The sequence below is a fragment of the Prevotellamassilia timonensis genome (assembly GCF_021531665.1).
GTDB lineage: Bacteria > Bacteroidota > Bacteroidia > Bacteroidales > Bacteroidaceae > Alloprevotella.
In genome coordinates this window covers 1-7,417 of the sequence record NZ_JADYUH010000084.1, presented here as the reverse complement: position 1 = coordinate 7,417, position 7,417 = coordinate 1, and the positions used below count along the sequence as shown (strand labels likewise).

At 39.9% G+C, this 7,417-nt stretch carries 6 protein-coding genes; all 6 read right to left on the bottom strand.

Annotated elements, in window-relative coordinates; all coding sequences use genetic code 11:
* Positions 1–137: 137 nt before the first annotated feature.
* Positions 138–728 carry a hypothetical protein gene (locus tag I6E40_RS10235; protein WP_235387054.1) on the bottom strand — a complete coding sequence of 197 codons (591 nt, stop codon included), beginning with the start codon at positions 726–728 and terminating at the stop codon, positions 138–140.
* A 10-nt stretch (positions 729–738) separates the two neighbouring features.
* Positions 739–1,827 carry a leucine-rich repeat domain-containing protein gene (locus I6E40_RS10230; protein WP_235387052.1) on the bottom strand — a complete coding sequence of 363 codons (1,089 nt, stop codon included), beginning with the start codon at positions 1,825–1,827 and terminating at the stop codon, positions 739–741.
* A gap of 980 nt (positions 1,828–2,807) precedes the next feature.
* Positions 2,808–3,059, bottom strand: coding sequence for a hypothetical protein (locus I6E40_RS10225; protein WP_235387051.1), 252 nt, complete (start codon positions 3,057–3,059; stop codon positions 2,808–2,810).
* A complete protein-coding gene (locus tag I6E40_RS10220) occupies positions 3,056–3,232 on the bottom strand; it encodes a hypothetical protein (protein WP_235387049.1) in 177 nt (58 codons plus the stop codon). Before I6E40_RS10220 ends, I6E40_RS10225 begins: the two co-directional genes overlap by 4 nt.
* 329 nt (positions 3,233–3,561) lie before the next feature.
* Positions 3,562–5,502 carry a leucine-rich repeat protein gene (locus tag I6E40_RS10215; RefSeq protein WP_235387048.1) on the bottom strand — a complete coding sequence of 647 codons (1,941 nt, stop codon included), beginning with the start codon at positions 5,500–5,502 and terminating at the stop codon, positions 3,562–3,564.
* Between the two features lie 322 nt (positions 5,503–5,824).
* The gene (locus tag I6E40_RS10210; protein ID WP_235387046.1) at positions 5,825–7,162 is read right to left on the bottom strand and encodes a hypothetical protein; all 1,338 of its coding nucleotides are present in this window, start codon (positions 7,160–7,162) and stop codon (positions 5,825–5,827) included.
* Positions 7,163–7,417 lie beyond the last annotated feature (255 nt).

The window sequence follows — 7,417 nt, the reverse complement described above, 5'->3', positions numbered from 1 at the left end:
TTGTCATCTGCCAGCCATAATGGAGAATCTTTCTGGACGGCTCTTGCTATAACTTCTCTAAATGCAGGTTTCACAAGTGCATACTCTGGAACTATCTGTCTGTATTTCAATTCTATGCTCGTTCATGTTTCTCATTTTTACGTTTTATAATCATTCAACAGATTGGCTTCATATATCTTCCTGAATCTCTTTGATGTTGAAGGATGTATCTTGAGGTGCGGAGTGAACACATGAAGCGCATCGATATGCTGATGAGAGTTGTAGGATTCGGTAGTCAGTACAGTATAAACATCATCTGACGCATCACTGACCTTATCACTGACAAACTCATTGTAGTGCTCAGTATCTTTCTTCGACATTTCTGGACCAGGCAGATAGGCAAGATAAACTTCATCGTTTTCAAGTACTTCTACAATCTCCCCAGGATGAAACCTTAGGTCTTCATATCTCCTCCACTGAAACTCTTCTGACATACCAATGTTAGAACATAGTCTTTTATCTATCAAGTTACCTCTTTCGTCATACAGCCAGACAGCCAAACATTCTTCTTCATAGAGCATACTGCCTACGGGCTTTTCTCTAACATATATGCAAAAGATGTCAAGTACGTGCCAATCTTCTATGTTATCTCTAATGTATGAATCTGCATCATCGTATGTACAGAAGATTGCACGCTGCCAGACCATCACATTGTATGGGTACCGCTTTGGCTTGTCCTTGATGACCAAGAGTGAGAGTTCAAAGACACAATTCATCAGACTCTATAGGATTATTTCTGCAGAATGCATCATAGTCTGCATCTCTCTGCTGCTGTAATCTATCAAGCATGTCAGCAACCTTGTGAGCCTTCATCTTGATATACACTTGCCCGCATCCCTTGAAAGCATCTCTGCCTATATACTGAAGTTCACCGCAAATTGCGACCTCCTTCAAATTGTAAGATTCAGCCATTGCACCAGTCTGGATTGAGAACACAGAATTTGGTAATTCCATGAATGAAATGGCTGTTTCTGCAAAGCAGTACTCTGGAATGATACCGACATGTGAATCATCTGCAAAAATCACTTCTCTTAGATTTTTACAGGCATGAAAACAACTATTACCCAAAGTTCTGACTGAAGAAGGTATATAGACGCTCTGTAAATTGCTCATTGCAAATGCTTCTGGGCAGATTGTTGTCACACCGTCAGGAATCTCATACGAATCTACGTTGTTAAAGATTGCAGGGTCAACGCCACTGATGGTTCTGCCATAGTTCTTGAAGTGAACGCCGCACTCATCGATCCAGCAAGACTTATCTATAGTCTCCAACAGCGAAGCAACCACATTATTGATTAAGTCTTCATTGATGGTTGTGTAAGGACGAGTAACAATCTGAGGATAGTACAACATAGAGAAGTGTCTGTGCATCAGAATCTCATCATTGCGGTAGACACCCCAGCAGTGTGTATCGTTCTTAAAGTCAAGGCTTCTGTCGTATGCATACATAGTGCGTTCCATTGCAAGATAGCGGTCAATCTCTTCTTCTGAGAGATGTGACTGATATTCTTCTGTCTCAAGAATACTCATGATAGGGTTGATACAGATGCGGTCAAAACCAACCATCTGATGAACGAACAAACAGCCTAAGCCAACACCAATGATATAATCAGTATGACTCTGTGACTGTGCGGTAATCTGGGGCATAACAGAGTCACAATCATTATAGTTTATACCAGGCGCAGTAATGTTGTAATCTGATAAACACTCCTGGAACAACTCAACTACAGACTCGTTGTTCGTTTTCTTTTCTTCAGGGCCAAGAATCAGCAATATTTTTTTCTTCATGACGATGTTGTTTATTTAGATTGATAATGTTCAAGGTCCTCTTCATAGAGAAACTTGTCTATATTGCCGCAACTATCTAAAGGATAGAGGTAGCCGCATTTTATGCAAGTATTGTCTCTGTTAGAATACCCGCATCGAGGACACTTGTAATGTATCATATCATAGAGCAGACAACCAAGACTTAATGCGGCTACACAGATGACGCATCTGATAATAATCTTCCCCATTACCAGCCTCCTCCGAAGACACCCCATATGAAATCAAGCAAATCAGCCAAGAAAGAGATGAATAATATAAGGAGTCCTGCAACAGCAACTCCACCAAGGAACCAAAGAATAAGCATTATGTTTGATTTTTAATGATTGAACTTATATTAACCTACATAGTATTTCTAACAGCCATAGAAGATTATACCTGTAGCAATGGCAATAAAAGCCATAACTTTAGCAGCAAAGATTTGCGTATTCACGCTCTTCGCGATCCTGCTTCTCTGCGAACCGCAGAACAAAGTCTGGAGCGTCTTCACTTGATGTGATTTTTCGCAGGTGTACCAGCTTAGTTCTTCTGGTACACCTGTTACTCATTGACTACTATGCGTTGCGGATCTCTACAGTATGAGCCGACTCCCATTGAACTTCCGGATAGTCCCTTCGAGCAATGTTGAGAAGGAAAGACTCTTTCTCTCTTGGGCTGTTACAACCATACCATCTTGATAATGCAACGATGCAATCATCGTATGTGCGGCCGCAAACATCATAGAGCGTTACTTTACGTCCGTTTCTATGCCCTTCTGCATAGTAGGTAATTCTTAACATGTCTGCCATAATAAATTAATTTTTATATAGTTATGCCTACTTCCTTTGTTACAGCGTTTCGGCTTCCTCTGTATGTGAAGATATATATCCTTTTATCATTGAACCTTCTGATTCTTCGTCTTCAAGATTCTCATTATCGAAAGTACACCCATCGTCAGGTATCGATTAGTGGACAGACTTGAAACATAACCAGAATACTCCTACACAGAAGAGTATAATGATTACAAGGAATGGAAAAGCCTCACAGAACTCGCGCCGCAGAGATTTATTAGGATGGTTCTTCCTGTCCTCTTCAGTCCCACCGAACTCATAACATTCGTCTTCGTTCCACTCGCAGATGATGTCAGGATCCTGACACTCTTCATGCTGTTCCTCAGGCTCGACCCAGAGTTCTTCATCTTCGGATTCTTTCTTCATTTTGATATCCTTATTAGTTGAACAATTTCAATATCTTTTCTCATTTTTGTTATTGCAGCTACAATGGTATCATAGTTCGTGTCTGCAACAGTAAGCTGCGTTATGAAGTCTATGTATGGACCTATTTTTGTTTTGCGGTCCACATAAGAGAATTTTATTTTTCTTATCACCATTTTGTTTTGTTGTTTGATTTGTGGTGCAAGTGTACGATGAATATTGTACATAGGCAAATAAAAAATAAAATCAGGGATGAATTCCTAATTTGCTGTGATATATTCATCCCTGATATATATTTTCAAGATAGAAGTGCAATTTTAGCGTCCCCTCCCTCGCCTTCTCCGCTACGCTCCGAAGGCGAGGGAGGGGACGCATAGCAATAGAGTTTACAGGCAATACAAAAAAAGAAAAAGGGGAAGCCACGGCCTCCCCAAGGATTAGTTAACTTTGTATTGCTTGTTGACTCTATAATTCATCCCTGATACTTTTCTTTAATAGGAATTGATTACTTTTTCTTATGTTGTGTGATGCGCTGTATAAACGCCTCCAGAGTGTACGATACTCCAAATAGTATTACGGTTTTCAAATTTGGACAACGTCTGAAAGGATTATTGGAAACTGTTTCTGGCATCCCCTTCATCGTGACTGTTTGAAGCTTATCACAGATGAATACGTATGAATGCAACTCCTTGAGTCTTACAGGCAGGGTAACCTCGCGCAAATCACATTTCGTAAAAACGTTGATGCCAAAACTCTCAACACATGGCATTTCTACAGTTTTCAACTGTTTGCAGGATGCAAAAGCTTTACTGTCAATTCTCTTGACGTATGGTCCGTAGAACTCAGATATGCTGTCATAGAACTCTTCAAGCGGCTCAAAGGCATGTTCGCAGATATGCGTCACTTTGTTAGTATCAATTTTTTCGATACAACAATCAGAAAAAGCATACTCGCCAATCATCTCAACACCGTCTGGAACGAGGTATGAAGGTGAGTCGCGTCCATCAGGATATCTGAGCAAAACCTTTTTCCCCTTGTCGAACAGCACACCGTCAATAGACGAATAAGCAGGATTGTCCCCATGTACATTAATATTTTCAGAAACATGAATACTCTTAGGGTCAAGTTCCTCGATGGTAGCAGGGATGACCAGTTCCTTACAACCGATATGAAGAATGTCATTGTATGCATCATCATATATGCCAACAACCTTGCACTCATTGTTACCGAATGTAACATAATCCTTGATGGTTTTACATTCCTCCAGGTATGGTCTCTCTGGCAGATAGTGTGACACCATGCATGTATCATCTCTGGTCTTGCGATACTCGAAGTCACCTTCCCACTTGATTTCCTTTGACTGTGAGGATGGCATGCTGCCACCATAGACTGGACGGACAGACAACCCCATGAAACCAGTACATTTCTCGATAGAAACAATGGCCTTTGACTGACCAGAGATATCATCTTTGCATCTGATGGCAAAAGCGGTATCAAGGAGTTCTGCATCCTGTCCTCCGTATGTAGAAGACCAGTATGCCAGTTCGTGATCCTTATTTATATTAAGGTTAGCCTCCTTGGAATATCCGGCAGCCGGCAGGAAGATGGTGTTGCCGTTGGGTCCCGTCACCAATACGCCACGAGTGCCGTTCACGGTATTGCACCACGTGAACTTACAGTACTGACACAATTCTTCCCATTCTTGTTTTGTCGGAATGTGCCAGTTACGGCCATAGCGCCAGTCGTATGTCATGTGGGCTACATCGAAGACATCCGGTAACTGATTGGATGCATCCCAGTCATATACTTCACCGTCTTCATCGTATTCAAAACCCTCCACCTGTCCCCACGAGAAGAGATAGTCGGTTTCTTTATCAAAACTCTCCTTGGAAGCCGTCTCGCCCCATGATACGTGATCACCATACTCCTCTGGCTTACATGCAGGTACTCTGTTGCAGAAGTTATGATCACCCCACTTCAGTCCACTTGGCAAACCTAAGTCAACAGCACCAATTCTTGCTGGAGCATAGACATCTTCACCTGTAGATACATTCGAATTGAGATTAAGCAAGCCTGTGCCGAATGACAGCTGCATATCCTTGCCTATCTTCAGGAGCATATCTTTAAGAGGACGAATTGAATCCGCAGCAATGGGAACCGATACATTTGTATCTCCATTTGAGAGGACAACTGTAAATCCTATCACCTTGCTCACATGATTGAGGTTGATAATGTGGCTTTTATCAACTTTCGCACAATGATGGACACCGAAATCACCATATTCATTAATGAGGTCCATCGCTTTCTTCAATGTAATACGAAATTTAAACTCTTCTTTTGTTGTTACAAAATGGCAGTCGTTACCTTCACTCTGTATATACAGAATGTCTTCAATCTTTACCCAGTGCTGTTCGCGGGTATTCTTGATGTTAATCGCTAACTCCATCGCTTCATTATTTGTTCGTTGTATTTTTTACACAGTTGCTAAATAGTGTTTACTGAATAATATTTATTTATATTCAAGTTTCGCAAGTTGAATCAGAGAATAAGCGCAAGCGTTCAAGGCACGCCCCGAAGGGGCAACGAACACATAGCCCAGGGCATCGCCCTGGACTATGCGCTTGCTGGGCCTTCAGCCCGCTCCTTAAACGCTTGTCAGCTACATGTGAACACTTGCGAAACTTGAATAGTATTATAATATCTCAACATCCAAATAAAGAAATGCCCTAGGTATGAATCTCCCTAAAAATGGTACGAGACAATGGTTATTAGAAAACATTATTGAATAGCTTTTGTTTGTAGTCTTCTTTGGTAATAATAATGTCCCCATTATCAAAACATTTGTTGAACCATTCTTTCAACTCTTTAGTGTTTTGTTTGGATGAGTCGCGCCATTTATTCCAGTCTGCATATATTTGTTCTTGCCAAAGTCCGAATTTGTATATTGCAGACTGCATATTATCAATATAATGACGAACATATTTGTAGTCTTCATTAGCATATTTTCTGAAGACGAACAAAGTTATGGCATTTGCCATAGACTCTTCCATCGCTTTTGCCTCAACGGTGTTCGACCAATTCTCTTTGGGATTAGTATATTGAATTCCATTTCCATCGATAATCCGGTATCTGTCCATCAAGGCGTGGGCGATTTCATGAACAAGAACCTTAGCCATTAAGATTTTGAATGGTATATGATAAGCCTGTGCTATTTTTCGGATGTTCTCTGGACAAAGTACTATATGCGGTCCCATACACAAGGGGTGTTCGTCTCTTGAATAGTAACCCAACACTTCACCATGAGGTATATATTGATAACGACGTTCATCATCAATCTCTTTCCAAAAAGAACTATATTCTGGCATTTTTTTCTTTAACAATATGGGCAAATCAGGTTTCTTACCAGAATATGCTAAGAGTCTAAACGCATTGTCTTTAGATAATGGCATTGAGGAATCAGAAGATAGCCACACATCAATAAGCAGAGTCACGTATTCTAAACATTCATCGTCAATTTCAACATCAGAATCAACATTTCGCATCATTAACCCTCCACAACGATAAATGGTTCGGAATTGCAAAATGTCATTTTCGATATCTATTTCTTGCAACTTGTTACTCTGTCTCTTATCTTTTAACTCCTCCAAATACTCTTCAAATGGTTCCCTTATTTGGTTCCATTCTTCTCTGCTTAATTCATCTTCTCGATAGACACAAACATCTATAGTTTCATCCGTCTTTGTAATAACGGAGCACTCCCCACATCCGAATTGATTAATTATTGTATACAGTAATTTGCAAATTCTTCTTGGACTCTCATCAATAATTCCTTGAGGCCACCCAATGCAAACAATTGTTGCTCTATTTTTATGTAAGATCTCTTTCTTTACATCGTCTTCGTTGATGATATTTCCATTACAAGACAGATAAAGGGAAGACGCATTCACACAAACAAGACTTTTTCCTATATACTCAATCTGTTTCTTAAGCTCTTTTAATGTTTGATTAAAGGACGGAATAAGACAGAATGAAACAGCAAATATTGTTTCTTTTTCAAATTCGTCTAAGAAATCAGTACTAATTTCGTCTAATAAATCAGTACTCAATACTTAGTTAATTATACATTTAATCACCTAAAAATCAATGAGTTGCATTAATGATATATAACTAATAAAATTTGGCCAAGTACCTGAATCTCAGTAACTTAGTAGTCTTCTACATTACTTAGTTATGAAGAAGATTTCAGAAGCACTCGACCAATATACGGGCATATGCAAGGAGGCCATAATGACTTCCGCTGTAAAGTTAAGCAAACGTTTTGAGAAAGTCATCATCGAGGTACTACTTTTATACATGGTTAT